The organism is Methanofollis sp. UBA420 (assembly GCF_002498315.1).
Taxonomy (GTDB): Archaea; Halobacteriota; Methanomicrobia; order Methanomicrobiales; family Methanofollaceae; genus Methanofollis.
Genome location: NZ_DAGX01000006.1, coordinates 15,748 through 40,871, shown reverse-complemented (window position 1 = coordinate 40,871; position 25,124 = coordinate 15,748). Strand labels below are relative to the sequence as shown.

Sequence of the window (25,124 nt, the reverse complement as noted above, 5' to 3'; positions counted from 1 at the left end):
ATCGGGTATCGAGAAAGAAATCCCTGCCGATGGCGGCGCACCTATTCGTTAAGCACTATAACCGAGCAGAGCGTATCACACTGCAATGAAGATCACCATCCTTGCCAGCGGGAGCAAGGGCAATTCTATCTATGTCGAGGGGGAGGACGGTGCCCTCCTCATCGACGCGGGGCTCTCGGCAAAGGAGATCCGCACCCGTCTTGCCGCGGCAGGTGGCGACGAGGAAGCGGTCCGCGCGATCCTCGTCACCCACGAGCACATCGATCATCTCAGGGGTGTGGACGTCCTCGCGCGCCGCTTCGGTGTCCCGGTCGTCGGGACAGGCGGGACCCTCGGTGCGTTCCTGGACAAGCGCACCTCCGCAAAACCGGTGGAGGCCGTGCGGGCGACGTACGGCGAAACCCTCGCGTTCGGAAATTTTTCGGTCACGCCCTTTGCGACTGTCCATGACGCCTCAGAACCATGTGGTTTCTGCGTGCGGGAGGATGGTGTCGGCTTTGGCTGTTGCCTCGACACCGGCATCGTCACGCCGGGCATCGAGCGCGCCCTCGGCACCTGCGACGCCGTCGTCCTGGAGAGCAACCATTGCCCGCAGATGCTCGAAGAGGGGCCGTATCCCTATTATCTCAAGGAGCGCATCCGCTCAAAGCGGGGCCACCTCTCGAACGCCGCTGCAGCTACCTGCCTTGGTGACATCGGAGGAAATCTCTCCGCAGTTTTCCTCGCTCACCTCTCCGAGGTGAACAACACTCCTGAAAAGGCGGTCGCCGCCGCAGAAGGCGGTCTTGGCCTGTACCTCGACGACACCGACCTTGTCGTGAGCGGGCAGCACGAGATATCGAGGCCGGTGATCCTATGATGGACTTCACGGACTTTTCCCGCATTTGTGAACAGATCGAGGGGATCAGCGGGCGCCTGGAGATGATAGACGTCATCGCCTCCGTCCTCCCCGGTCTCTCGGACGACGAACTGCCGGTCTTTGTCAGGTTCGTGATGGGACGGGTCTTCCCTGACTGGAGCCCCCTCAAACTCGGCATCGGCCCGAACCTCCTGTACGAGGCCGTCGGCTATGTCGCGGGGAAGAAGAAGGAGGAGGTCGTCGCCGCGGTGAACGAAACCGGGGACGTCGGCCTCGCGGTCGAGCGCCTCCTTGCGACAAAGACTCAAATGTCCTTCTTTGCCGAGTCTCTCACCCTCACCGGCGTTTTTGCCGACTTCACCAGGATCGCAACGACCGACGGCAGCCGGTCACAGCGCGAGAAGATGAAGATCGTGCGCGGTCTCCTCGGCACTGCCGGCCCCCTTGACGGCCGCTACCTCGCCCGCCTCCTCCTCGAAGAACTGCGGATCGGGGTCGGCGAGGGGAATGTGCGGGACGCCGTTGCAAAGGCTTTTTCCGTCGACCAGTCCCTCGTCGCCCATGCCTACCAGGCGATCAACGACCTTGGCAGAGTCGCCCTCCTTGCCCGTCAGGGAGAGGCGGCCCTCAGGGATGTCCGCATCGAGCCCTTCCACCCGGTGAAGATGATGCTCGCTCAGCAGGGCACCATCACCGAGATGGTCGGGGACCACGGCGCCGTCGCCGTCGAGTACAAATATGATGGCACACGCTTCCAGTTCCACAAGGTTGGCGACGACTGCCGTATGTACTCCCGGAAACTGGAGGAGGTGACAGGAGCGGTCCCCGACGTCATCGAGATGCTCTGCGCGGCCACCGGCCACGACGTGATCCTGGACGGCGAGGTGATCGCCGTGAAAGACGGGAAGCCCCGTCCCTTCCAGTTTGTCCTGCACCGTTTCCGCAGGAAGCACGAGGTGGAGGAGGCGATCGGACGGGTGGAACTCGTCCCGAATGTCTTCGACATCATGTACCTCGACGGCGAGACCCTCATCGACCGGCCCTTTATCGAGCGCCGCGCCATCCTGGAGACGGTCCTCTCCGGCTACGTCGCCCCGCAGTGGGTGGGCGACGACGTCCCCACCCTGGAGAAGGTCTATCAAGAGGCCCTGGACGCCGGACATGAGGGCGTGATGGTGAAGGTGAGGAGCGCCGCCTATACGCCGGGGGTGCGGGGCAGAAACTGGATCAAGGTCAAGCCTGCGGTGGATACCATCGACCTTGCGGTCGTCGGCGCCGAGTGGGGCGAGGGGCGTCGCGCCCATATCTTTGGCTCCTTCCTCCTTGCCTGCCAGGACGAGGGCGTACTCCTGCCGGTCGGCAAGGTGGCGACAGGATTTTCCGACGACCAACTCGCAGCGTTCTATGCGGTGTTCAAGGATCTTGTCATCGCCGAAAAAGGGAAAGAAGTCGTCTTCGAGCCAGAGGTCGTCTTTGAGGTCGGGTACGCCGAGGTCCAGAAGAGCCCGACCTATACGAGCGGCTATGCCCTCCGCTTCCCCAGGTTTGTGCGGTTGCGGGAGGACAAGGGCGTGGCCGAGGTGGAGACGGTGGAGGGTCTTGCCGCCAGGTACGAAAGGCAGCTCAAATTCTTATGACCCTGTACACCGTCCTGTTTTCATCCCCTTCCACATAGGCGTAGTACTCCGAGCCATAACCTTCAACATTGGTGAAGGTGACCTCGCCATTGAAGTCGGTGAACTTTGTGTGGAAGCGCATACCCTCCCGCTGCCTGAGCATCAACTTTACGTCGGGCGCCGGTTCCTGCGTCCGGCGGTTTTCCACCCTGAAAGAGAGTGTCGGGTTGAGGGGTTCGTCGGACCTGTCTGCTTTGTTCTGAACGACCGATCCGCTCGCTGTCGGCATGGCGACCTTGGCAAAACTCACATCGCCTGTGTTTCGCACGAGAAGAACGGAACCGAGGAGGAACGATACAAAGCCTGCGGCCGCGGCGACGAGGAGACCTGCAGTCATCGAGAATTCAGGGGCCCCCGTATATACGGGGATGATGTCAGAGAGGAAATAGGCGAAAAAATCCTCTGTCCATGAGAATAGGGGGACGATGCCGAGTTCGGCGAGGAGCACCATCGCGGTGAAGACGATGAAGACGCTTCCGATGCCGACGGCAGCGATGCCAAGGAGGATGGCAACGCCTCGCACGATCGGTGGGCGGTTGGTGACGTATCCTCCCTTCTTGAGGATATGGGCAAGGAAGACGGCAAAGAGGTTCAGGTAGATGATCCCGCCAATGAAGAGGGTGTAGAGATCCTCGCTGGAGAAAGTCGGTGTGACCGTGGCCGCTGGCGTGTTCAGCGCAGAGACCGCGGATACCAGGGTGGCAAGAAGGAGGGGTGCGATCCCGTACCGATACATATTCCTTTTTTTCGAGTTGGAAAAATAAATAGTTTTATGTTTAGATTGCAGTGACATTATCCAAAAAATTCAAATAACGACCTCTGCGATAGCATCTCCGGGATGAGTCTGCTCTTCTGCCGCCACTGTGGCGACCCGATCACGTCGTCCACCCGCGTCATTGCCTCCTTCAGATCCCCGCACCTGACAGGTGCCTGTTTCATCGCCTGTCTGGTCGCCTCCCTGATCACCCAGGATCCGAGGGGCGCCCAGTAGTCGCTGCCCGCGTACCGCACCACGACAACCCGCGCCGATCTCCCTGCGCGTGCGAGGTGCTCGGCGACGGCGAGGCGGGCCGCGTAATAGGCCCCGCCGATGGGGGAGTAGCCGCCCCTCTTCTTCCCCTCGATGTCCTGGACGATTGTCTCCTCCTCTCCCGACCAGAGAGAGTGCTTCCCCCAGATCTCGATCATCTCGAACTTCCAGTCGCCCGGGACGAGGATGACGGCCATCGTGTTCCCATAGGCCGTGGCGGCGAAGAATTCGATCTCGCTTGCAGGCTGAAATCGGGCGATCCGCCTCTTCAACCCGGTGCCGACGGTGTCGTCGACGGCGGTGATCGACCACCTGGTCGGGACGATGCGACGTTGCCTGCCAAGGAGCCCTGCACTCATCATCTGTGCGATCTGGTAGACGTCGACCCCCTCCGAACCGAGGGTCACACAGGCCTCGGTCGCCGTGAGGTCACTGTCTGAGGTGACGCGGTCGACGACCCGGTCGACACGTGCATTGTCCAGCACGTCAAGTTTCCTGATGCTCCCCGAGAGTCCGACCGGCGTGACCGTGCCGTCGAAGCGGAGGTCGAAGCTGATCGGGCGCTCGAAGGCCGCCTCGATATCGAGGGGCCGGGAGGAGAGTGCGATCTCCTGAATCTGGTCGGAAACCGCGTCCGGCCGTGCGGTGCCCCGGATCGTCCGCGCCCTGATGCCGACGATGTCGTCGATGGAGAGGCCCTGCGCCATCCAGAGGGGCGGGAGGTCGGGGTCGTTGACCATCAATGGCCCTGCCGAGACTGCCGGATACCCGGCCGAACCGACAAAGACCGACGGGGCCGATCCCATATAACTCGTGCCCCTGGCAGCGGTTCGCACCTGGGCATGGAACCTGCTCATGATCGGGCACTTCGGGAGCCCGCAAAGAAGTTTTCCCTTGCATTCGGCACATCGCATCATGATTGTCGCCTCTGGTCGAGGACGATCTCAGCCCTGTCCTCCACCATCTTGAGGGCTCCGGCAATCCATTTGTCCCAGTCTGTTTTTCCATCAGGAATTGTCCCGGCGATATCGAGGCCGACCTCGTCGTCTCGCCCTGTGGTCACGGCGAGCACGACCGAACCTTTCGGGAAGGTGCCGCCGACCACCCCATCTCTGTCGCCGTCGGTGATGCCGAGCACGGGGATGCCGAGGTGAGCGGCGATGTGCCCGGCCACGGCTGTGGTGTCGTCGCCGATGGCGAGCACGCCGCAGGTTTCAGGGGCGAGCCGTTCATAGAAGCGGTGGCCGCAGTGGTCGAGGACGATCACCCGCCCCTCCTCCTGCACCTTTCCGCCCTGTGCCGGGGCGTGTTGCCTGATCTGGCCGCTCTTGCACCAGGCATGGGCAAGGGAGACCGGCCCTGAGCGGGCGAGTTTCTCAAGGCCGTGGGGCTTGACCAGAAGCCCGGAGACAGCCTCGACTGCGCCGTACCTCTCGCGCAGCACGACGGTCCCGGTCGTCGCTCTCCCGATGACGATCCCGTTGACAAAGACCGGTTCTCCCGGGACGCACCCCCTGACCTCCCGCACAGAACCGCTGTCCGGGGGGACGGCCCTGACCTCCTCGACCGTGTAGCCGAGGACTGAGGCGAGGCATGCTGCAAGGACGGTGTCCCCCTCGTTCCAGCAGAAGACCGTCCCGGGCGTGCACTCAACGTGGACAAGGCCGCGCCCGAGTCTCCCGGCGACGATCCCGCCGAAGACCCGGCCTGATTCGGGGGTCTTCCCGCGGTTGAGGAGGAAGGCCGGGCCGTCGATGTGGGCAAGCACCTGGCTCGGGGGGACGCCACAGTATTCACAGGGGAGGCCCGACTCCTCCGCGGCGGTCCGGCCCATCACTCCGGCGACGATGATGCGCACATCGCCGAGGGATGCAAGGAGTCTCCCGACGTCCCCGCAGTCGAAGGGGTCGGGGCCGTGGACGATCATGGCGAGCGTTTCCCCGGTATCCATACCTGAATGTGTGGACCTTCCCTGACAAAAATCCACTGGCGTCATCGTCTGCGCCCGCTCCGCCTCTGTGTCTCCGCCCTCTCCCTCTCTGGCCTGTCATGCCGTGCCGGAACGAGGCAGGCCCAGCCGCTGCCGATGAGGTCTTCCCGCCTGGCCTGATGCAGTCCTTCCGCGACAAGGCCGCGGTTCTTCGGGTCCCTGTACTGGAGGAGCGCCCGCTGGACCTCCTTCTCCCGCCCTGCCGGGACATGGATCTGCTCCATTGTCATGGGGTCGATTCCGGTGGCGTACATGCAGGTCGAGCGGGTCATTGGCGTCGGGGTAAAGTCCTGCACCTGCTCGGTGTACAGGCGGTTGTCCCTGATGTACTCGGCGAGTTCGATACTGTCCTGGATGGTGCAGCCGGGGTGGCCTGACATGAGGTACGGGAGGAGGTACTGCTCTTTCCCGGCCTTTCTGCTCGCCGCCGCAAAACGCTCCTTGAAGCGGTCGAAGACCTCCCTGCCCGGTTTGTTCATGAGGGTGGTCACCTGTTTTGCAATGTGCTCGGGGGCGACCTTGAGGTGGCCGGAGACATGGTGAGCGGCGATCTCGTCGATGTACGCGGGGTCGGCAAGGGCGAGGTCGTACCTGATCCCTGACTGGATGTGCACCTGCCGCACCCCTGAAAGTGTCCGCAACTGGCGCAGGAGGTCTATCTGGGCGGCATGCGAGGTCGCAAGGTTCGGGCAGTCCGGGCTGCACCGCCTGTCCGGGCAGGCACCATGCTTCTCCCACTGCGGGCAGGAGAGACCGTACATGTCCGCGGTCGGTCCGCCGACGTCCTGGATCACGCCTTTGAACCCGGGCATTGCTGCGAGGCGCCGCGCCTCTGCGAGGATCGAGGTGGGGCTCCGGCTCTGGATGATCCGGCCCTGATGATGAGTGAGGGCGCAGAAGGAGCAGGAGCCGAAGCAGCCGCGGTGTGTGGTGATGGAGAACTGCACCGGTTCGAGGGCAGGGATAGGTTCCCTGTACGACGGGTGCGCGGCCCGGGTGTACGGGAGTGCGTAGACATGGTCGAGCGCGGCGGTGTCCAGGGGGAGGGCCGGCGGGTACTGGACGATGACGGTCTTCGGGTGAGGCTGGACGACTGTCCTGCCGCGGACCGGGTCCTGCTCCCGTGCATGGAGGGCGAAGGCCCGGGCATAGGCCTCCGGGCTCTCGCGCACCTCAGGGTAGCCGGGGATGACGACCATCCCCGCGGGATCTGTCTCCCGCCACTCCGCGACAGAGATCGTCACCGCGGTCCCCCGGATCCCTTGCAGGTCTTTTCCTGCGGCAAGGCGCCCGGCGATCTCGACGACCTGCCTCTCCCCCATCCCGTAGACGAGGGCGTCTGCGGGGGCGTCGGCAAGGACCGCCTGGCGGACCGAGTCAGACCAGTGGTCATAGTGGGCGAAGCGGCGCAGGCTTGCCTCGATGCCCCCGAGGATGATCGGGGTGCCCGGGAAGAGGGATCTGACCATGTTTGCGTAGACAATCGTTGCCCTGTCCGGGCGGCGGGGCCGCCCGCCCGGGGAGTAGGCGTCTGTGCTCCGCCGCTTCTTCCGCGGCGTGAAGGCATTGACCATCGAGTCCACGTTCCCCGAAGAGATGCTGAAAAAGAGCCTGGGCCTGCCAAGACGGAGGAAGTCATCAGGCTTTTTCCAGTCCGGCTGCGCGATGACGCCGACTTTGTAGCCCGCGTCCCAGAGCACTCTCCCGATGATCGCGGTCCCGAAGGAGGGGTGGTCGACATAGGCGTCGCCTGTAATGAGGATGACGTCGAACTCCCCGATGCCGAGTGCGTCGGCCTCCTCGCGGGTCATGGGCAGGAAAGATGGCTGCGGGATCATGCCTGCAGATATCCTCCCCTGCGGAGAAAAACCTGTGTTATGGAGACCGCGTGTACGTCAGGGCGATCCCGAGGCCGTTTCTGGAGAGGGTGTCGGTCCTGTTCCTGAGGTAGAGGATGGATTCGGTATTGCCGAGGACGGTGAGGCGGTACGTGCGCATTCCTTCGACCCTGGTGGCCGTGTCCTCCTCCCAGACCACCGCATGCGTGCGTGCCTCCCCTGTGAGGTTCTCGGGGACGGCCGTGAGGGTGCCGGTGCCGTCAGGGCGGAGGTCGAGTTCCTCGTGAGATGGCGGGTCGGAGACCCATCTGCCGGTGACCGGATCGGCAGTTTCCCCTGCCGGGGTATATGTGGGCAGGGGGGCCGGTGTCTGTGCCGATGCAGGGGTCACCACCGCCGCGCCGGGGTCTGTGGTGGGGACGGCTGTTTCTCCGCCTGCCCCGCTGGTGACGAGGAGGAAGACGAGGATGAAGAGAAATGTCAGAACTGTGATGATGCCCAGGGCTGTTTCCCCTTTCATGTTGAGGGTATCGCCCACAGTCATTTTTATATCTGTCTGTTCGGCCCTATGGGAAATAATCCCTTTAAATCGATCAGAGATTAAAATTGGGCGATATTTTTCTCGATTCTCTCGATCCCGGGAAGTCCCTGAGGCGCACCTGATATCAACCTGTCCGGGATCAGAGGTGTTCCCGCAGCCTCCGCAGGTCGATGGTCAGTCCGATCACCTCGGCCTTCCCGAGGGCGTTGGCGATGAGGGGCACGAGCACCGGCAGGGCCTTCCTGACCATGCCCCTGACGCCTGTCCCGGGCGAGAAACCCCGTGCCGCCTGCGCCTCACTGATCTTCGTCCCCTCGATCTGGAGGTGGGGGACGAACCGCAGGGCGACGAGTGCCATCAGGGCGTAGTCCGCGGGAAAGCCGATCCTCCGCAGGGCCCTGACAAGGGCGGTCGGCATGGTCGTGGCCACCAGGATCTGGAAGGCGAAGACCATGGCGCAGAAGCGGAGGGCAAGGGCAAGGCCGAAGGAGAGGCCGATCTCCGGGACGGTGAGGACGGTGACGGCGACAAGGAACCCGCCGAGGAAGATGAGGAGGGGAACCTGCTGCGCCAGGTCTTTTCCTGTGCCTGCAGCAACTCCGAGAGCCGCGAGGCCAAGGACCATGCCGCCGAGGACGAGCGGGTCGCTCGTGAGGACGGCGAGGATGACGACCGCCGCGCCGCCGCCGATCTTCGCGACCGGGTTCATGCGGTGGAGGACGCCTGTGCCGTTCCTGTACTGGAAGATCTCCTGCATGTCTCCGCTCCGTGTGTGGTGTCTTCGACGACCTGTCCTTTTTCCATCCTGATGGTCCGGCCGGCATACCGCGCCGCAAGTCCGTGGTCGTGGGTGACCATGACGACGGCCTTCCCCTCCCTGCAGAGGCGCTGCAGGTGGTCCATGACGATGCCCGCCTCCTCGGGCGCAAGCCCGGTGGTCGGTTCGTCGAGGACGATCACCGCCGGGTCCATCGCAAGGACGCAGGCGACGGCGAGGCGCTGCCTTTCCCCGCGGCTGAGGTGGCGGGGGTAGGCGTCCTTCCGCGCGAGGAGGCCGACTGCCGAGAGGGCCGCCCGTGCCGCCCCTGCCGGGTCGGGGACGCCGGTGTTCCGCGCCCCGAAGAGGACCTCGCGCTCTGCCGTCTCCTCGAAGAGCATGGTGTCCGGGTTCTGGAAGACGAGGCCGACCTTCCGGGCGAGGGCGGCGACAGGGTGCTGTTTCGTGTCCATGCCGCAGACCTCGACCATTCCCTTCTCAGGGAGGAGGAGGCCGTTCAGGTGCCTGATCAGGGTGGTCTTTCCTGAACCGTTCTCGCCGGTGATCGCCACGCACTCCCCTGCCCTGACGACAAGGTCGATGGGGCCGAGGGAAAAACCGCTGCCATAAGAGTGGGCGAGGCCGGCGATCCTGATCGCGGGCTCTCCGGCCGGTGCGGCCTCTGCCGGCCTCCCGGCCGGAACTGCTGACTGGCCTGCCCTGGCGGCGACCCGCCCCCCTTCGAGCCTGACGACGCGGTCGGCGATCGCGGCGAAGGGGCCGGGCATGTTCTCAGCAAGGAGGATCGCGGTGCCCTTCTCCTTCAGGGTGGAAAGGATCCCTGCCACTCGTGCCGCATGGGCCGGGTCGAGTTCGGCCGCGGGCTCGTCAAGGATCAGCACGGGCCTCATGCCCGCGATCGCCGCCCCGAGGACATTCCGCTGTTTTTCCCCGCCGGAGAGGGTGTGCGGCGCCCTTTCCCTGAGGTGGAGGAGGCCCATCATCAGAAGGATCTCCGCGGTGTCTGTCCCCTCGCCGCAGGCCGATCCGATCTCCTCCTCGACGGTGGAGAGTATGAGCTGGGCGTCGGCATCGTCGAAGGTCATGCCTGCGACAGAGGCGACATCCTCCATGCCCTGGTAGTCAGCCGCGTCCTTCCCTGCGATCCTGACCGTTCCCTCCGTGGTGCCGCCGTATCCGTGGGCGAGGACGCCGCCTGCGGCGCGGCAGAGCGTGGTCTTCCCGGCCCCCGTCGGGCCGGTGAGGAGGACGAGTTCGCCTGCCCCGACCGTGAGGTCGACGCCCTTCAGGGCCGGGGCTTCTGCGCCCGGATAGGTGTAGGTGAGGCCGTCTAGCCGGATCACAGGCCTCTCCCCCGTGTGAGGGCACGGGACGCGGGGATGAAGAGCGCCTGGGCGATCCCGGCGTTCACGACCGCGGTCAGGACGACGATCGGTGCGGTCACCAGGACGAAGGCCCCGATCGAGGGGAACTTCGTCAGGATCGTCGGGGCGATGGCAAGGGCGGCAACGGCGACGAAGGTCGCTCCCGAGGCAAGGGTCGCAACGAGGGTGGCGATGCCGGGTGCCGTGCCGACCCGCCCTTTCAGCGCTGTATAGGCGATGAGACAGACGGCCGCACCGATGGGTTCTGAGACGAGGTTTGCGGGTGGGAAGACCGAGTGGCTGACGAGAGCGCAGACGATCCCGGCGACGACGCCGATACCGACGGCCTCCCCGAAGGCCGGGACGATGAGGATGATCGCAAGGCAGTAGAAGGCGATGACCAGGTTCGAGACGATCGGGCCCGGGATCACCAGGGAAATATAGCGCATGATCGCGCCGGTGGCAAGCAGGATACCTGCAATGGCAATGTCGCGTGACTTCATGATATCGAGGTTGTGTGATATTCGGCTGGCTGTGCTCGGGAGATGAAAAGAGTGCGGCGGTCACCAGCGCCAGGGTGATGCCGGGGTGGCGGGTCTGCACCCCGCGGGGGCAGGAAAATGCGCCATATGATACATCATTGTATAATGTTGTGCATTTGGGTATATAATATGTGCGTTCGGGGTGTGGGGGAGAATGAGAATCTAACAAAGGCGCTGCGCACCGCGGCGAAAAAAGATATGAGGGATCCGGCCCGGGGGCCGGGTCGGGCCAGGGGTTCAGGCCCGTTGTGCGGGGATATACTCTTCACCGTCTCTTTCTTTTCTTGCCCCCGAAGTCTTCGGGGTCGAACTCCTCATCGAACTCGTCATACGACTGCTTCCGATCTCTGCCCATGTCTCTGTCATTCATCTGGTTTCTGATCATTTTTGTCCCAGATCTGGACATAATTTCAGGTGATATGTACTGATGTATAAATCTAATTGTTCGGCGCTGCAGGGTTTATATCTGATATGAGGGATAGGGTGATGCTCGATAGTGGCCGGATCCCCGGACGGCTGGAGACGCCTGAATGGTCTGTCCGGCTGAAAGATGGAGTGTGGAAATTTATTTTTCCGGAAGAGGATATTTATCCCGGTTTTTTGATCCTGGCATTGACTGCCGCCCTGAGGTCGATCTCCGCATCATGGGCGAAGATCAGGGCATAGATCACGATGTCGGCAAGTTCGTCTGCGATCTCAGACATCCTTTTCCGGTCGATCTCCCCGAACTCCTCTCTCCCTTTCCACAGGAACATCTCCTCCAGCTCGGCCGCCTCGATGGAGATCGCGGCGGCCAGATTCTTCGGGTCATTGAACGTCTTGAATCCTCTCTCGTCTCTGAATGCAACCGCTTTCCGCGCGCATTCGGACAGGTCCCAGCAGTTGTGCATGGCTTTTCCCTGCGGGATTTTTTTCAGGCGGGGCATTGGAGGTTTGTGTCGGGACTCCGTGTCGAGGAGGTCCGGATCGGTGGTGTGGCGGTTGCCGAAGCCGTCGAGAAAAAAGAATTCAGGAGTTGTTCTGCATCGCCTGTTTTTCTTTCAAGAGTTTCAGGGGATGCTCCCACCAGAAACTTTCGGGAGTATAGGGATCAACAGCATCGGCACAACATTCGAGGATCTCGTCGATATGTTGCAGGTATTTGGATTTGAATTCCTCATCGAGATGAGCGACTTCTTTTTTTATCTCCGTGAGATCATGATCCCGCTCCAACTCCATCAGTAAGATCTCCAGAGAACTGCGAGTAGCGAAATCATTTGGAATTTCAAGTTCGAATGGCTCTTGATCGACAAAATATCGTATTGTCGCAGGATAATAGAAAACCTCGTCTTTCAGCAGAGAGAATAATTTTTCGCGATAGTCCCGCCCTCTTTTCCGCTCCAGTGCTTCCAATTTTCTGGTTATTCTTTCATACTCGACGCAAAAACCTGCACTGTCGACTCCTCCCTCTTCAAGCATTTGTATCCAGAAGGGGAGAAGGTGTTTCAACCCATAGGGTGCATCGGCAGGGTATCTCCCAAGTCTTTTCAATTCATCGTAGTGCTCATCCGTCTCCTCAATACTTTTTTCATAGGTGAGCAGGCCCTTTGTTATTCTGCTGAGGAGTCTTTCATCCATTGTCTGTCTCCTGTCTGCATCTAATTTAATCGAATCAATCTGTGGGCGATTCTTACATCCACATAATGAGTAAGAGGTCTATCATCTGGTCTGAAGAACGTCGTGAACAGCCCGTTCTTCGTGACGCTCACGAACTCGTTGGCACTGCGATCATAGACGACCAGCGTGTCGTACCCTTCCTGGTAGTACAACTCGACGTTGCCGTCCCTCCGGTTAACAAGGGTTGTTGCCTTTTCGAGATACACCGATTTTGTAAAGGTCTCACCCCATTCGAATTGATCGAGTACGTGATCGGTGTAATGTTTATCCAGGTTTCCCGAAGCCGTGAGTTTTTTGGTTGGTGCCCACCCGCCTTCACAGGTGTTTTCGAGCATCTTCCCGACACGGAAAAGGTTGACATCTCTCTTGTAGAGTTGAACGAGTGTTGAATCTGTCGCTCCTTTCGCCCTGAGCACATCGAGAACGTCGTCGCCGTAACTTGCCTTTGATATTGCCAGTGGAATCCGGGATCAGTTCGGTGAGGTTCAGGCTCATTTAAACAGGATAGGCATTCTCTGGAATGCCAAAAAAGAGTGGGCGATGAAATTCCTATTCGATCTCCTGCAGATCGACACGGCCGTCGACGCGGACGTGATCCCCTTCCTTCAGTTGAAGACGGAAGTATCTTTTATCGATCTCGATCAGGATCTTCCCGACACCAAAATCGACAACGGCATCGTGCCACCGTACCGCATCTTCGGGATCGTCCGGGACGATGATCTCATCGATGCGTCCGTTCACTTCCAGAAGGGGCATCGCGGGCTCTGCGTAGATCTGTCGATCGGAGGTCTTGTTTTTCTCCAGATCGTCTACCAGCATGCGCAGCACAATTTTCCCCTTGCGACCGACCATCTCGGGGGTGCAGAGCAGATCGTCGTCATACACTGCTGCCCGAGTGCCATCTGCAAATTCGACGTGTACGACCTGCGTATACACTGTGTCCTGATATTCGGCATCTGGCCTCACACTCACGATGCGAACGGGGATCTTGAGGTTTTCTTTTAGCATGCCGTCTGGAATATCAGTTGTCTCTGGATGTGCCGTCACGATATATCCGTTGTCAGCGATAAAGAGACGCAACGCCTTCCCTGAGGTCGGTTCGACGTACCGATACATGTTCTTTCCGATCTCAACGCCATCCCGTGCTCCGGTCATGATGAGGTCTTTAACCTCTTCCCGCTTCACGTAGTTCAGGCCGAATGCGGAATAAAACTGGTTGCCAGATGGAGTGTTGACATGGTTGGATTCTATGTGAACCCACCCATTTCCTCCCGTGTTGTCTAGATCCCATATGCCAACCAAACCCGCCCAGAGACCATCTACTCGGATGTAATCCCTGATCCTGTAATCGGGAAAGGAATCGCGTTCTTGCCGACAAAGAGCAACGCCAATGGTACCCGTACCTATGTCAATGTAGATATTATGATGATTCTGGTCGATATCGACGATTTCGCCAAAAAAATTAGGGTGATCCTTGGCATAAATGTGTTCCTGTTCTGCGGGATCTTCCGGCAGACAATACGTTGATTCGACACCTCTTTTCGATGAGGGTATTTTTTCGACATGAGCAAGATCTGCCAGAATGCCCATGGTCTTGATCGTGCCCACCGTCTCGTCCCTGCTGTTCCCGTTGTTATCCTCTAGGTAAAATATCGTCCCGTCCTGCAGTTCAACAATGACAGTCTGCTCGCACACTTCCCCATGGTCGTCCAGCATACCGAGAATATTTTTTAGAACCTTTCCTCTCACTCGTGCTCGAAACATCTATATCACCCCATCAGCTGAACAGGCTCCGGATGTGTGGTGGAACCTTACCGAGGGACCGTGGATACGCTGTACGGAGATACCCGTTGTCACCGACTACAACTAATAAATAGTGATCCTCATCGATTTTCTTCCAATATCGAATAGGAGTTTTCGGATCCATCGTTCCCGTCTTTGCACAGTCCAGTATAAACTCTTTAATCAGATTTTCATCGTTATAAGCACTACCGAATGCTTCAGCGAATTGGTTGCGACCTTCAAGGTATACGTGGTTATTCTGGATGTGGATCCATCCAGTTCCTCCAACGTCCTTTTCCGAGCCCAAAACCTTGCCTGCAGCGGATTTAAGCCTTCCTTCCTCTAGCCAGACGACCTTTCCGTCTCCCCGTTTGACGACCGCCAGCGTCTTCACTAGGTCTCCGTTACTTCTCACGACCACCTTCAGTTCGTCCTCGGTTATCCCGTCTCTCAGCAGCCGATCGATCACCTCGTCGCCGTGGGCCTTTCGCAGAGCGTTGATCGTCTCCGCCGCCTTGTCCGCATGCGGTGCGACCCCGACCATCAGCACCATCGCAGGCTTCAAGAGCTCCGGATGCTTCACCACGAACTTCCCGACGACGACCGCAACCTTCGCCGCGTCGCCGTAACCCGGGATCAGGGCGGCGAGGTTGAGGCCCGTGCCGGTGAGGTCGCCCCGCGAGATCGTCGCCGCAATGTCCCTGACGTCGCCGAGGACGATGACACCGCTTGCGATCCAGCCGCCCAGGTAGAAGATGTTGTCGTGGTCGTCGGCGCCCCACTCCCCGAGGACGGCGCCGAGGAGGAACCCGCGGCCCATCTCCAGGGAACCGTAGCGCTCTTCGTAGACGAGGGGGTCGTAGTCGGGATCGAAGTGCTCTTCGTAGTCGGAATGGCCGTCGTCGTCGGAGTCGGCCGACCAGAGATCGGTACCGATCTCCCACTCCAACGAATCGGAAAGGCCATCGCCGTCGGAATCCGCACAGAGCGGATCGCTCTCGATTGCATCCTCCAGATAGTCGTCCAGCCCGTCTCCATCGGTGTCCGCCTTCGTCGGGTCGCTGCGCTGCTTGAAGAAAGTCTTGCCGTTCTCGGTGACTGGTTCTCCGGCCTCGTAGCCGTCGGTAAGGCCGTCGCCGTCGGTGTCGAGGAGGTAGGGATCGGTGGTGTGGCGGTTGCCAAAGCCGTCGATGAAGCCGTTTGTCTCTTCGTCGTCGAGCAGGCCATCCTCTTCCAGGTCGTCGTTGCTCAGGGTCGCGGTGAGGGTGGTCGTCTGGTCCTTCTCGATCGTCACGGTGGCGGTGAACGGGGCGTAGTTGTTCTTGAGGACCCGATCAGGAGGGGTGAAGAGGTTTGCACACTCCCCTCCATGTCATGAAATCGGAATTTTCCAGAGCCAGAAATTATGGGATCTTCCCTGCCGCCCTCTGTGCAAGATCCCTCAGGAGATCATAATCAGGGGAAGGCCCGATGGTGATGAATTTTTCATAGACGTCCCCTTTTGCAAATATGATACAATAACTGTCGTACGCCTCACGCCCACCCGAACCCAGTCCTGGAATTCTATAACTAATGCAGAGGTCCCCGATCTCGGGGGCAGGCAACGCATCGGCATTGCGCGGCGGCACCAGCCCCCGGTAGAATGCTTCGTCGCGCTGCACCATCATCGAGGCGTTGCCCGGGGGAAAGATCATAACAAAATGCATGATCCGTCTGGAACTGGCCGAAGACGGTTTTTCTTCGGCATAGGTCTCCGTATACTCCTTCAGGCACCCGAACTCCTGTGCGTCCGGTTTGATCAGTTTGCTGTCGATTTCGCCTGCGTGGAAATAGGTTATCTGCTCGGGAAGGTCCGAATGGTTCAGGAGATACGGGCAATCGGGGATCGCCGGAGACCCAGTCCCGCTTGACAGGAGGGGGAGTACCGAGGTCGGTGCAAGAATTGCCATGACGATGATCCCGAGGAGGGCGATGACCGGCAGAAATGCCGCGACGCAGACCGCTCCTGTCGCCCTGCGTCCCGGCATGTGATGGAGCTCCCTGATGCCGATCGCCTGCGGGTACAGGGTCGAGAGAGCCCCTCCAAGCAGGCCGATGACGGGGACCCAGCTGATGATGAAGAAAAAGGTGTACGAGTACATCACCGTCTTGAGTGTCTGCCCGATGCCTCTCCTCCCCCCGAAGAGATAGACCCAGATATGCAGCCATATCCCGACGAGCAGGGGGACGGCGATGACCGTCACGGCCAGGGCCACGAAGAAGTCCAGCGGCTGGAAAAGCTGGGAGGCCATCGACCATTTTTTCGTTGTCAGGCTTCCGAAGATGGAATAGGCCATGGCAGCCATGAGCAGGGAAAAAAGGAGAGACAGTTTGAGATAGTGGACCAGCGTGGTTCCCACATTTTCGTCCTCCAGGTCCCGGAAGGTCTTCGCCGGCCTGAAAAGGACTCCTGATATTTTCTGGATGAATGTATACGGCATCAGTTTACCTTTGATGTCGATAGTATAGACCTGTCGATGTACGTCGGTAAAATAAAGATCTGATCAGGGACTGAATCGTCGAAAGAAGTGAGAATGATACAAAAAGTGTATGGGCCCGCTGAGATTCGAACTCAGGACCTCCGCCATGTCAAGGCGACGTCATAGCCAGCTAGACCACGAGCCCTTGTGCGCCGGATAATCCGACTCTCTATAGATTGAATGTCGTTTGATATAAACTTTGTTGAAGCCGGTATATTCTGGAAAGGTGAAGGGCGGGGACGAACCGCCCCCGCGCATGCACCTCCCGGCCAATTTCAGAGCTTTGCAAACTTTGCGGAGAAGATCCCGACCTTGGCGCGCATCTCGTCCATGACCGCCGCAGGGACATCGGAATCGACGTTGAGGACCATGATCGCCTCTTCGCCCGGCTTCTTCCTGCCCACCTGCATGCCGGCGATGTTGATCTCTGCCGCCCCGAGAATCGTCGAGGCCCTGCCGATCACGCCCGGCTTGTCGAGGTGGCGGGAGATGATGACCGAGCCCTCGGGAACCATATCCATCGTGTAGCCGCCGATGGAGGTGATCCTGATCCTGTCCTTCGAGAAGACAGAGCCGGAGACCGTCTCTTCGCCCACGTCTGTCTTCACCGTCAGGGTGATCAGGTTCTTGAATCCCGAAGACGCCTCGGTCTTCGTCTCCGCCACCTTGATGCCCCGCTCCTTCGTCACGTATTCGGCGTTGACGAAGTTCACAGGCTCGCGGAGGACCGGGTCCAGGATCCCCTTGAGGACGGCGCGGGTGATGTACCTGGTGAAGCGGTTCCCGGCGAGGTCGCCACCGTACGTGATGTCGATCTCCCCGATCCTGCCCTCAACGAGCTGGGTGGCGAGCTTGCCCATCCTCTCCCCGAGGTAGGCGAAGGGCTCCATCAGGTCCTGCTGGTCTGGCGGAACCATCGGCACATTCACCGCGTACTTTGCAGGCTCGCCGGCAAAGACGGCAAGGCACTGCTTCGCGACAGAGATCGCCACATTCTTCTGCGCCTCGACCGTGCTTGCCCCGAGGTGCGGGGTGACGATCACGCTGTCGAGGGTGAGGAGAGGCGACTCGAAGGGAGGTTCGCTCTCGAAGACATCGAGGGCAGCGCCGGCGATCTTCCCGGATACGAGCCCATCGTACATCGCCTTCTCGTCGATGATGCCGCCGCGGGCGCAGTTGATCAGCCTGACGCCGTCCTTCATCGTTGCGATGCGCTCGGCATTGATCAGGTGCTTCGTCTCGGGCGTCAGGGGCGTGTGCACCGTGATGAAGTCCGCGACCTTCACCAGGTCGTCGATACCCATCAACTCGACGCCCATCTGCGCTGCGTTCTCCTTCGTGATGAAGGGGTCGTAGCCGACGACCTTCATATCCATCGCGATGACGCGCTTTGCGATCTCACGGCCGATCCGACCGAGACCGACGATGCCGAGGGTCTTTTCGTTCACCTCGACTCCCATGAACTTCGAGCGCTTCCACTCCTTCTTTTTCAGGGATGCGGTTGCCTGCGGGATGTTGCGTGCAAGGGAGAGCATCATCGCAATCGTGTGCTCGGTCGCCGCGAGGGTGTTGCCCATCGGAGCGTTTGCAACCGGGATGCCGCGGCGCGTCGCTGCTTCGGTATCGATATTGTCGACGCCGGCCCCTGCGCGCCCGATGTACTTCAGGTTTGTCCCGGCCTCGATCACTGCTGCCGTGACCTCGGTTCCGCTCCGCACGAGAATTGCATCGTAGTCTTTGATCGCCTCGATCAACTGCTCTTCGGTCAGGTTCGTGCGGACATCGACGTCGCACGTCTCCTTTAATATTTCAATGCCTTCTTCAGCCAGCGGGTCGCTGACAAGGACTCTGAATTTCAATGTAAACCCCATTATGTATGATGCCCTGATGGTATTCATGTCTTTTTCTCTCAGGGATGGGGATGCCCGCGGGCGATCGTCGGAAAGAGGTCGGGGCTCACTTTTTCACATCTCCTGCCCCGCGCAGGTGGTGAAAAGTGAGGGGAGGGAGAATCTATATGATTCGTCAGACCCACCATATATGTGGTGCGATAATGACCGAAATGCCCAACATTTTGTGGCTCTCAGAGATATCAAAGGATGATATCCCGTTCGTCGGGGGAAAGGGTGCATCCCTCGGTGAAATGACCTCTGTCGGGCTGCCCGTCCCCGATGCATTTGTGGTAACGGCCCAGGCATTCAGAAAGTTTCTCATTGACACCGGGCTTGAAGACTCCCTTTTTGACCTGCTTGTTGACCTCGATGTTGAAAACAGCGACGAACTCGAGGAAATCTCGCAGAATGTCAAGGCGATGGTCATCGGTGCGAAGATGCCCGAAGATATCAGGGAGGAGATCCTTGTAGCCTATGATAAGATGGGTAACGGCGAGATGGTTGTCGCCGTCAGGTCCAGTGCTACCGCAGAGGACCTGCCTGATGCGAGTTTCGCCGGTCAACAGGAGACATACCTGAACATCAAGGGCGAGGTCGCGGTCATCGAGGCGGTCCAGCAGTGCTGGGCCTCCCTGTACGGTGCCCGCGCCATCTACTACCGCGCAAAGCAGGGCTTCGACGACAAGACCGTCAACATCGCCGTCGTCGTCCAGCAACTTGTCAGGTCGGAGAAATCGGGTGTCATGTTCTCGTCGCACCCTGTCACCGGCGAACCCCTCACCATCATCGAAGGCTCATGGGGTCTTGGCGAGGCCGTGGTCTCAGGGAGTGTCTCTCCGGACAAATATGTCTATGACAGGCGTCTGAAGCGGATCGTGGACCGACTCATCTCGAACAAGGAATATATGATCGTCCCGACCGGGGACCACGGGACCGAACTGGTGACCATCCCGAAGGACCGCCAGGACATGCCCGTCCTCTCCGGTGCCGAGGTAGAAGCGCTTGCCGAATATGCCCGGATCTCCGAGGAGCACTACGGCGTCCCGGAGGATCTCGAGTGGGGGATCGTCGGGGACACCATCTATATCCTCCAGTCCCGTCCGATCACCACCATCAAGGCAGGCGAAAAGAAGGCGCCGGCCACCGCTGGTGACCTCGGCAAGATTCTCCTTGAGGGGAACGGCGCCTCGCCGGGTGTCGCGAGCGGCCGTGTGATCATCGTCCACGATGTCAAGGATCTCGGCAAGGTCAGGGAAGGCGATATCCTTGTTGCCAAGATGACAAACCCCGACATGGTCCCGGCGATGCGCAAGGTCGGCGGCATCGTCACCGACGAGGGCGGGATGACCTGCCACGCAGCGATCGTCTCCAGAGAACTCGGCACCCCTGCGGTCGTCGGGACGAAGAAGGCTACAAAGACCCTGAAGGATGGGCAGATGATCACCCTCGACGGTGAGAAGGGCCTTGTCTTTGAAGGCGCTATCGCAGCCGCCCCGGCAACCCCGACAGTCTCCGCAGCCCCTGTGGCCGGCGCTGTCTTTGCGCAGACTCCGGTCATCACCGCGACGAGCATCAAGGTGAACGTCTCCCTCCCCGAAGCCGCAGTGCGGGCCGCTGCTACCGGCGCCGACGGCGTCGGGCTCCTCAGGATCGAGCACCTCATCCTCGGCCTGAACAAGACCCCGGGCTGGTTCATTTCCCAGGGTAAGGAAGAGGAGTTCATTACCGAGCTCTACAAAGGTATCAAGGTCGTCCTCGACGCCTTCCCGGGCAAGCCGGTCTGGGTCAGGACCCTCGACGCCCCGACCGACGAGTTCCGCAACATGCTCGGCGGCGAGGAAGAACCTGACGAGCACAACCCGATGCTCGGCTGGCGCGGTCTCCGCCGCGACCTCCAGAGCCCGGCACAGTTCAGGATGCAGATCGAGGCCTTCAAGCGGCTCTGGGACGCGGGCTACGATAACCTTGGCCTGATGTTCCCCCTCGTCTCCCACCCGGACCAGTTTGTCAGGGCAAAGGAGCTCATCGCTTCCTGGGGTGTGAAGGTGGACGAGATCGCCCTCGGCATCATGATCGAGATCCCGGCCTGCGCGATCCTCATCGAGGACTTCTGCAAGGCCGGCGTTTCCTTCGCCTCCTTCGGCACGAACGACCTGATCCAGTACACCATCGCCATCGACCGGAACAACGAACTCGTTGCCCCGATGTACAACCCCCGGCACCCGGCCGTCCTCAAATTGATCAAGGACGCCATCGCCGTCTGCCGGCAGTATGGTGTCGAGTGCTCCATCTGTGGTCAGGCCGGTTCTGAACCCGCAATGGTCCAGTGGCTCATCGAGAACGGTATCACGAGCGTTTCGGCAAATATCGACGCTGTCCCGAAGATCCGCGAGACTGCAGCGCGGACCGAGAAGCGGATGATCCTCGACTCTGTGAGACTCAAGAATGCATGAAACAGGTATATCAGAGGAAGAACTCTTTTCCTTCCTCTCTTTAAAGAAGAGAGAGGATTCCAATTATCACCATGTACTCAGCTCGATGTGCACGGTCCCCCATCCGGTAGCGGTGCGTGCGCACCAGATGTTCATCGAGGCAAACCTCGGCGACCCCGGTCTTTTCCGGGGGACGGCTTCCATCGAGGAACTCCTGGTGGAACGTATCGGCGCTCTCTTCCACCACGCCGGTGCCGGAGGCTATGCGACCTCGGGGGGGACCGAGTCGAACCTCCAGGCTCTCAGGATCTATGCAAAGATGAAGGAGTCGCGCCGCCCGAATGTGATCGTCCCTGAGTCGGCGCATTTCTCCTTTGAGAAGGCCTGCGACATCCTCCACCTCGAGATGCGGACCGTGCCCTGCGACGAGACCTTCAGGATGGACACCGGGGCCATGCAGGAACGTATCGACGGGAACACCTGCTGCATCGTCGGGATCGCCGGGACGACCGAATACGGCGTCGTCGATCCGATCCAGGAGATCGCGGGCATCGCCCATGATAAGGGCGTTCCCCTTCATGTGGACGCGGCCTTTGGCGGCCTTGTCATCCCCTTCCTGAAGAAACCCATGCCCTTCGACTTTGCCCTTCCAGGCGTAGCGAGCATCGCCGTCGACCCTCACAAGATGGGGATGAGCACGATCCCGTGCGGCTGCCTTGTCGTCAGGGACCCTGCATGGTTCAACCTCCTCAACGTGGAGACGCCCTATCTTACCGTGAAGCAGGAGTGCACCCTTGCCGGGACGCGTTCGGGCGGTGCAGTCGTCGGGGCCTTCGCCGTTCTCGAACACCTTGGCATGAGCGGTATGAGGGCGGTTGTCGAGGGGTGCATGAAGAACACCGCGCGGCTCATCGAGGGGATGGAGACCCTCGGGTACCGCCGGGCGGTCACTCCCGACCTGAATGTGGCGACCTTCGAGGCCGGCGCCGTGCCGCCCGGCTGGCGGGTCTCCTGGACCCGGCGCGGGCACATGCGTACGGTCATGATGCCCCATGTCCACAGGGACGTGATCGAAGAATTTCTCAGAGATGTAGGTGAAATGGATGCTTGAAAGGCTGAAATCATCGCTTGAGTCCTGCCCCATCGTGCGGCGGGGAGAATACAACTACTTCATCCACCCGATCACAGACGGCGTGCCCCTCCTCGACCCCTGCCTCCTCCGCGAGGTGGCGTGCGCGATGGTCAGCGTCATGGACCTCCGCGGCGTCGACAAGATCGTCACCGCCGAGGCGATGGGCATTCACATCGGTACCGCTCTCTCCCTGGTGACCGATATACCCCTGAATATCATCCGGAAGCGGCAGTACAGCCTCCCCGGCGAGGTTGCCGTCCACCAGTCGACCGGCTACTCGAGCGGGCAACTCTACCTGAACGGGATCGAGAAGGGCGACCGCGTCGTCATCATCGACGACGTGATCTCCACGGGCGGCACGCTCAAGGCGGTCATTGCCGCCCTGGAGAGTGCCGGTGCGGAGATCGAGGATATCTGTGTCGTGATCCGCCGCGGGAACCCCTCTCTCGACCGCCCATTCACCACGCTCGTCACCATCGACGTCGACGAACACGGGGTTCATGTCACCGATTCGTGCCGCTGATATTGCGGCGCGGGTGAAGGCCGAGGACGCGCGGCGTGTCGTCCTCCAGCTCCCTGACGGGCTGAAACGCCATGCGGCTCCCCTCGCTCGGGCCCTCGCGGCCGAAGGTATAGAGGTGACGGCGGTAGCTGGCGACCCCTGCTATGGCGCGTGCGACCTTGCCCTTGACGCCGTCGCCCTGACAGGCGCCGACCTCCTCGTCCATATCGGCCACGCCCCTGTGGAGGAGCGGCCGGGCGTCGTCTACGAATATCTCCCCTTCGACTTCGACCCAGAGGTCGTCGCCGCAGCGACTCCCCTCCTCTCCGGACAGGAGGTGGGGCTCGTCACGACGGTCCAGCACGTCCACCTCCTGCCGGGCATCGCCGCCGCCCTCGCCGCGCACGGCATTGCGGCCGAGGTTGCACCCGGCGGCGGGCGCACCCCCCTGCCCGGCCAGGTGCTCGGCTGCAGTTATGCGAATGCCCGCGCCCTTGCGGCCCCTGAGATCCTCTTTGTGGGGACAGGGGTCTTCCATGCGATCGGCGTCCAGATGGCGACAGGGAAGAGGGTCGTCGCCCTCGATCCCTATACCGGGGAGTTACAGGAGGTCTCGGCCGACCGTCTTCTCCGGCGGCGCTTCGCCCTCATCGAGAAGGCGCGGTCTGCGGAGAATATCGGCATCCTTCTCTCGACAAAGAGCGGGCAGGCGCGGCCCGCGCTCGCCGCCCGCCTCGCCGCCCTCTCGGAGAAGGCGGTCGTGATCACGATGCGCGAGGTCTCGGCCGCGGAGATGACCAATTTCGGGTGCGGCGCCTATGTGAACACCGCCTGCCCCCGCCTCGCGTATGATGATCAGGTCCGCTTCCCTGTCCCCCTCCTCACCCCCCAGGAGTTTGAGATCCTGGTCGGGGTGCGTGCGTGGGAGGACTACGTCATCGACGAGATCTGAAGAGGGGAATATTTCCTATTTTTTGGACTCTGAAGTATTCCTGTTCCCACGTTTCTATGCCGGGGAATAAGCCTCCCGCTCCCCCATTTTTAGGATAGAAAATACTGGTAATCTCCTCTTTGATGATATCATCTTTCCTTCCGGGTTCACTCCTGAGTCGGGGACGACCGAAGGGAGTCGAGAAAATCTTTGATTTTCGGCGTAGTCCCCCGGAGAAGAACGCGGATCCACTGCCTTCCCCTCACTGTTTGCCGGGGGCTCATCGAAGACCTGACGGTCTTCTCAAGCTCGCTGACGCTCGCACCTCGAAAACCTTCGGTTTTCTTGACTCCCTTCGGTCGTTCCCCCGGACCCCCGATTTAGGATTGGCCCCGGGAAGAGCGAACAGGATTCCTGAGGAGAGAGATTGCCCTCCACCCCCTATCCTAAGATGGGGGGTTAGGGGGCAACGAGCGATAGCGACCTTGAGAAAATCTCTGATTTTCGAGTGAAACCCCCTGGAACAGGCACCCAAACCGGAATTTTCCCGACTCGGACCGGCAGATATTTCTTTTCCCGGGGAGAGGGTCTGCCATGCGCACGGCCCTCAGGTACGCCCTCCTCTTTCTCGTTGCCTTCGCTCTCTTCTCTACCCTCTTCTTCCTCCCAATGGTCGCAGGGACGCCGGAGCATGTGATCGCCGCTCCCTGCTCCCCTCCGTCCGTGAGTTCCTCCGTCGTCATCCATCTCACCGAAGAGGACTTCGCCGCCCACCCCGCCCTGTACGACCTTATCGTCGAGGGGAAGAAGGTGCGGCGTCCCACCCCTCTCTTCTTCCTCCCGCCGCCCGAAAACGACTGGAGTGCAATCGTCCTCAACAGAGATGAGGACCTGGCTCTCTCGTGGGACTATATGCAGGCGCGCTCGGTGAACGGCACTGTGGTCTCTGCGGTTATCGAGTACAATGGGACCTATTACCGTCTGGCACCCTCCCAGGGCTGACCCCCTCCGGCACGTTCATCCCCCTCCTTTTCCAAGTATTATACAGATATGCGCCTGCGGCATCTTGAGATGACACTCCAGAAACTCTCCGGATTTCCTGCGCCAAAGCCGGCGCTCGAACAGTACGCCACGCCGGCGACTGTCGCCGCTCGCCTCCTCCACCATGCCTCGGGGGAGGGTGCGATCGAGGGGAAACGCGTCCTCGACCTCGGCTGCGGTACAGGGATGCTCGCCTGCGGCGCCTCCCTCATCGGGGCCGGAGAGGTCGTCGGGGTCGACGTCGACAGGGCGGCCTTGCGGACCGCGCAGGCAAATGCCGCCCTTGTTGGGGCGGAGGTCGACCTCGTCTGCGGGGAGATCGGCCCGACCTTCCCGATCCGGCCGCGGACCTTCGACACCGTCGTCATGAACCCCCCTTTCGGCGCCCAGAAAAAGCACGCTGACCGCCCCTTCGTCGACTGCGCCCTCGCCTCGGCCGACGTCGTCTACGGCATCTTCAACGCCGGGTCACGCCCCTTTATCGAGACCTATATCTCCGGCCGCGGCCGGATCACCGCCGCCGTCGGGGGCTCCTTCACCATCCCACGCACCTTCGCCTTCCACCGGCGCGACCGCCTCGATATCCCGGTCGAAATCCTGCGGATCGAGAGGTGTTGAG

At 60.7% G+C, this 25,124-nt stretch carries 23 protein-coding genes and 1 tRNA gene; 8 read left to right on the top strand and 16 right to left on the bottom strand.

Annotated elements, in window-relative coordinates; translation table 11 throughout:
* Positions 1–85 precede the first annotated feature (85 nt).
* Positions 86–859: an MBL fold metallo-hydrolase gene (locus BP869_RS09835; RefSeq protein ID WP_342679216.1), complete on the top strand. Its 774-nt coding sequence runs from the start codon at positions 86–88 to the stop codon at positions 857–859.
* Positions 859–2,496: an ATP-dependent DNA ligase gene (locus BP869_RS09830; protein WP_342679301.1), complete on the top strand. Its 1,638-nt coding sequence runs from the start codon at positions 859–861 to the stop codon at positions 2,494–2,496. The genes BP869_RS09835 and BP869_RS09830 overlap by 1 nt, the downstream gene beginning before the upstream one ends.
* Here the strand turns inward: BP869_RS09830 and BP869_RS09825 are convergent.
* The 16 genes from BP869_RS09825 to serA all read right to left on the bottom strand — a co-directional run bounded on the left by BP869_RS09825 (position 2,483) and on the right by serA (position 18,446).
* Positions 2,483–3,271 carry a hypothetical protein gene (locus tag BP869_RS09825; RefSeq protein ID WP_342679214.1) on the bottom strand — a complete coding sequence of 263 codons (789 nt, stop codon included), beginning with the start codon at positions 3,269–3,271 and terminating at the stop codon, positions 2,483–2,485. The genes BP869_RS09830 and BP869_RS09825 overlap by 14 nt on opposite strands.
* A gap of 56 nt (positions 3,272–3,327) precedes the next feature.
* Positions 3,328–4,482, bottom strand: a complete 1,155-nt coding sequence (locus BP869_RS09820) for a hypothetical protein (RefSeq protein WP_342679212.1) — start codon at positions 4,480–4,482, stop codon at positions 3,328–3,330.
* Positions 4,479–5,516 carry a DUF2117 domain-containing protein gene (locus tag BP869_RS09815; RefSeq protein WP_342679211.1) on the bottom strand — a complete coding sequence of 346 codons (1,038 nt, stop codon included), beginning with the start codon at positions 5,514–5,516 and terminating at the stop codon, positions 4,479–4,481. Before BP869_RS09815 ends, BP869_RS09820 begins: the two co-directional genes overlap by 4 nt.
* Positions 5,517–5,557: 41 nt before the next feature.
* Positions 5,558–7,393, bottom strand: a complete 1,836-nt coding sequence (locus tag BP869_RS09810; RefSeq protein ID WP_342679209.1) for a YgiQ family radical SAM protein — start codon at positions 7,391–7,393, stop codon at positions 5,558–5,560.
* Positions 7,394–7,430: 37 nt separating this feature from the next.
* The gene (locus tag BP869_RS09805; protein WP_342679207.1) at positions 7,431–7,937 is read right to left on the bottom strand and encodes a hypothetical protein; all 507 of its coding nucleotides are present in this window, start codon (positions 7,935–7,937) and stop codon (positions 7,431–7,433) included.
* Between the two features lie 136 nt (positions 7,938–8,073).
* Entirely contained in the window at positions 8,074–8,691 is a 618-nt protein-coding gene (locus tag BP869_RS09800; RefSeq protein WP_342679205.1) for an energy-coupling factor transporter transmembrane component T, read from the bottom strand.
* The gene (locus tag BP869_RS09795) at positions 8,640–10,055 is read right to left on the bottom strand and encodes an ABC transporter ATP-binding protein (RefSeq protein WP_342679204.1); all 1,416 of its coding nucleotides are present in this window, start codon (positions 10,053–10,055) and stop codon (positions 8,640–8,642) included. The genes BP869_RS09800 and BP869_RS09795 overlap by 52 nt, the downstream gene beginning before the upstream one ends.
* Positions 10,052–10,579, bottom strand: a complete 528-nt coding sequence (locus tag BP869_RS09790; protein ID WP_342679202.1) for a hypothetical protein — start codon at positions 10,577–10,579, stop codon at positions 10,052–10,054. The genes BP869_RS09795 and BP869_RS09790 overlap by 4 nt, the downstream gene beginning before the upstream one ends.
* A 626-nt stretch (positions 10,580–11,205) precedes the next feature.
* Positions 11,206–11,508, bottom strand: coding sequence for a MazG-like family protein (locus tag BP869_RS09785; protein ID WP_342679200.1), 303 nt, complete (start codon positions 11,506–11,508; stop codon positions 11,206–11,208).
* Positions 11,509–11,626: 118 nt separating this feature from the next.
* Positions 11,627–12,235, bottom strand: a complete 609-nt coding sequence (locus BP869_RS09780) for a hypothetical protein (RefSeq protein ID WP_342679198.1) — start codon at positions 12,233–12,235, stop codon at positions 11,627–11,629.
* A gap of 20 nt (positions 12,236–12,255) precedes the next feature.
* A complete protein-coding gene (locus BP869_RS09775) occupies positions 12,256–12,690 on the bottom strand; it encodes a hypothetical protein (protein WP_342679196.1) in 435 nt (144 codons plus the stop codon).
* A gap of 133 nt (positions 12,691–12,823) precedes the next feature.
* The gene (locus tag BP869_RS09770) at positions 12,824–13,990 is read right to left on the bottom strand and encodes a hypothetical protein (protein WP_342679194.1); all 1,167 of its coding nucleotides are present in this window, start codon (positions 13,988–13,990) and stop codon (positions 12,824–12,826) included.
* A gap of 61 nt (positions 13,991–14,051) precedes the next feature.
* Positions 14,052–15,350: a hypothetical protein gene (locus BP869_RS09765; protein ID WP_342679192.1), complete on the bottom strand. Its 1,299-nt coding sequence runs from the start codon at positions 15,348–15,350 to the stop codon at positions 14,052–14,054.
* 109 nt (positions 15,351–15,459) lie between these two features.
* The gene (locus tag BP869_RS09760; protein WP_342679190.1) at positions 15,460–16,536 is read right to left on the bottom strand and encodes a Yip1 family protein; all 1,077 of its coding nucleotides are present in this window, start codon (positions 16,534–16,536) and stop codon (positions 15,460–15,462) included.
* Positions 16,537–16,646: 110 nt separating this feature from the next.
* Positions 16,647–16,720, bottom strand: a tRNA-Val gene (locus BP869_RS09755).
* Positions 16,721–16,850: 130 nt separating this feature from the next.
* A complete protein-coding gene (gene serA, locus BP869_RS09750) occupies positions 16,851–18,446 on the bottom strand; it encodes a phosphoglycerate dehydrogenase (protein ID WP_342679188.1) in 1,596 nt (531 codons plus the stop codon).
* A gap of 182 nt (positions 18,447–18,628) precedes the next feature.
* Here serA and ppsA point away from each other — a divergent pair, with 182 nt between their 5' ends.
* The 6 genes from ppsA (at position 18,629) to BP869_RS09720 (ending at position 25,123) form a co-directional block, all read left to right on the top strand.
* A complete protein-coding gene (gene ppsA, locus BP869_RS09745) occupies positions 18,629–20,920 on the top strand; it encodes a phosphoenolpyruvate synthase (RefSeq protein WP_342679186.1) in 2,292 nt (763 codons plus the stop codon).
* Positions 20,913–22,010, top strand: a complete 1,098-nt coding sequence (gene mfnA / locus BP869_RS09740) for a tyrosine decarboxylase MfnA (protein ID WP_342679185.1) — start codon at positions 20,913–20,915, stop codon at positions 22,008–22,010. Before ppsA ends, mfnA begins: the two co-directional genes overlap by 8 nt.
* Positions 22,003–22,554, top strand: a complete 552-nt coding sequence (gene hpt / locus BP869_RS09735; protein WP_342679183.1) for a hypoxanthine/guanine phosphoribosyltransferase — start codon at positions 22,003–22,005, stop codon at positions 22,552–22,554. Before mfnA ends, hpt begins: the two co-directional genes overlap by 8 nt.
* On the top strand, positions 22,532–23,485 hold the full coding sequence (gene dph2, locus BP869_RS09730) for a diphthamide biosynthesis enzyme Dph2 (RefSeq protein ID WP_342679181.1): 954 nt from the start codon (positions 22,532–22,534) through the stop codon (positions 23,483–23,485). Before hpt ends, dph2 begins: the two co-directional genes overlap by 23 nt.
* Positions 23,486–24,058: 573 nt before the next feature.
* Positions 24,059–24,466 (top strand): hypothetical protein, encoded by a 408-nt coding sequence (locus BP869_RS09725; RefSeq protein WP_342679179.1) that lies wholly within the window; start codon positions 24,059–24,061, stop codon positions 24,464–24,466.
* Positions 24,467–24,514: 48 nt separating this feature from the next.
* Entirely contained in the window at positions 24,515–25,123 is a 609-nt protein-coding gene (locus BP869_RS09720; RefSeq protein WP_342679177.1) for an METTL5 family protein, read from the top strand.
* Position 25,124: the final 1 nt, after the last annotated feature.